Origin of the sequence: Chryseobacterium gregarium DSM 19109 (assembly GCF_000430845.1) — a bacterium.
Taxonomy (GTDB): domain Bacteria; phylum Bacteroidota; class Bacteroidia; order Flavobacteriales; family Weeksellaceae; genus Chryseobacterium; species Chryseobacterium gregarium.
In genome coordinates this window covers 1-2,042 of the sequence record NZ_AUMU01000039.1, presented here as the reverse complement: position 1 = coordinate 2,042, position 2,042 = coordinate 1, and the positions used below count along the sequence as shown (strand labels likewise).

Annotated in this window: 1 protein-coding gene; it reads right to left on the bottom strand. The window is 37.9% G+C overall.

What is annotated here, in order from left to right; genetic code table 11:
* Nucleotides 1-2,042 (bottom strand): condensation domain-containing protein (locus tag H561_RS22980; protein ID WP_034762964.1); only part of this gene is annotated, 2,042 nt, incomplete at both ends.

The following is a 2,042-nucleotide window of genomic DNA, read 5'->3' as shown; positions in this document are numbered from 1 at the left end:
TGTTTTATATTATCTAATTCAAGTTCTGATTCTAGGATCAAATGCTTGAAATCTACACGGGCATGCTGATGAACAATCTGCAAAGGAACTTCTCCATAATGGTTTTCAAAGGAAGTACGAAGGATTGTATAGCGGTTTAACAATATTCCAAATGCCTTCTCTACCAGAGATAAGTTCAGCTCAGAAGCTTTTACCCGATAGGATGTCTGCATAAAATATGACAGACTTTTAGGATCTACCAACCAATGGTAATATAATCCCTGCTGCATTGGCGAAAGCTCATAAATATCTTCTACTTCATTCTCTTTGCTGATTTCTGCAATAGTATTGAATGATAAGCCTTTATAGGTAAGATCTGACGGGGTCAGCATCACTTCTGTCCTCTCATTTTCTATTAGCATAGCCTCTAAGTGAGACTGATATGCTGATAGAAGTTTCTCTATCGTATTTTCTGTAAATACTTTATTTGAGAAACGGATGCTGATAGTCACTATTCCATTAACTGTTATCCCGGATACATCCAGTACAATATCGGTTGCAAGATTTTCTTTGGATACAGGGTTACCAATATCTTCAGAACTATATTTGAACAATAATTGAGTATCTCCGGTATCATCACCAATTACATCATCAAAGTCCCCAAGATAATTAAACTGTACCGAGGCAGGACTCGTTGGGATAAATGATTCCGAAAGGTAATTCAGAATTCCATACCCTATTCCTTTATGTGGTATGCTTCGTAACCCTTCTTTTACACTTACCAATGCAGGTTGCCTTTCATTACTGATGTCAAGACTAAAAGGATATACACTGGTAAACCAACCTACCGTACGGCTGATATCCAGACCCGTATTCATAACTTCTCTACCATGACCCTCCATGAGAACCTTGGTCTTATTAATACAAAACTGATCCTGTAAGGATAATGCCAATCCCGTCAATAAGACATCATTGATTTCTGCACTATATTTCTTACCTGCACGCGTTTGTAGTAACTTCGTAGATTCTGCACTCAGGCTAAAGTTTAAGCTATTATCTAAGATTTGTTTACCGGACAAAGCATAATCCGTAGTAAACGTTTCATAATGTTCTGATTCTACTTCTTCCCAATATAAACGCTCTTTGGAGAGTTCCAGACTTCTGCTGTATCCATCCAATGCTTTACCCCAACTTTGGAATGAATCCGTTTTTGATGGAAGTGCAAAAGATAAGCCTTGAACTACGGCTTCGTACAGCTTACCTAAATCTTCCAGCAAGATCCTCCAGGAAACGCCATCTACTACCAAATGATGTACAACCAAAATAATACGGTCGCCATCACTCATTGATACATGACCTATATGAAATAAAACCCCTGAAGAGATATCTGTGGAGCCTTGAAGCTCTTCACCTATTTGTTGTAAACGTTCCTGCTCTTCTTCCAATGATAATTCTTCATGGTGAAGCTCATAGGAATTTAATCGGTATTTTTTATTGTCCGTCCCTTCATTATGCTGACTCCATACTCCTTCTTTTTCTATATACACCATTCTCAAAGCATCGTGGTGCTCAACAAGACGTTTTATTGACGTTTCTAAGGCAGCAACTGAAAGTCGCTCTGAACTTTTTAGGATAACAGACTGGTTATAATGGTTCCTGTTAACAATAGCATCACTCTCAAAGAAATATCGTTGGATTGGTGTGAGAATACTTTCTCCAATAACAACAGACTGATCTATCTCAACAGCAGCTGTTGTTATATAACCTGCAAGCTCTTCTAATATAGGATACTGCAAGATATGCTCTACTTTAAGGCTATAGCCTTGTTGACGAAGCCTGGAAACTATCTGAATCGATTTAATAGAGTCTCCTCCAAGGTTATAATAATTATCACGGATACTGATAGGACTATGCTTTAAAATAGTCTCACAAACTAAGACTAATACCTGTTCTTCTTTACTTCTGGCAGCCACATATTCGTTCTTTATCAGATCCGAACTTTCCACTTCAGGTAAGCTTTTTCGGTCAATCTTACCATTGCTGGTTAAAGGAATAAAATCCAG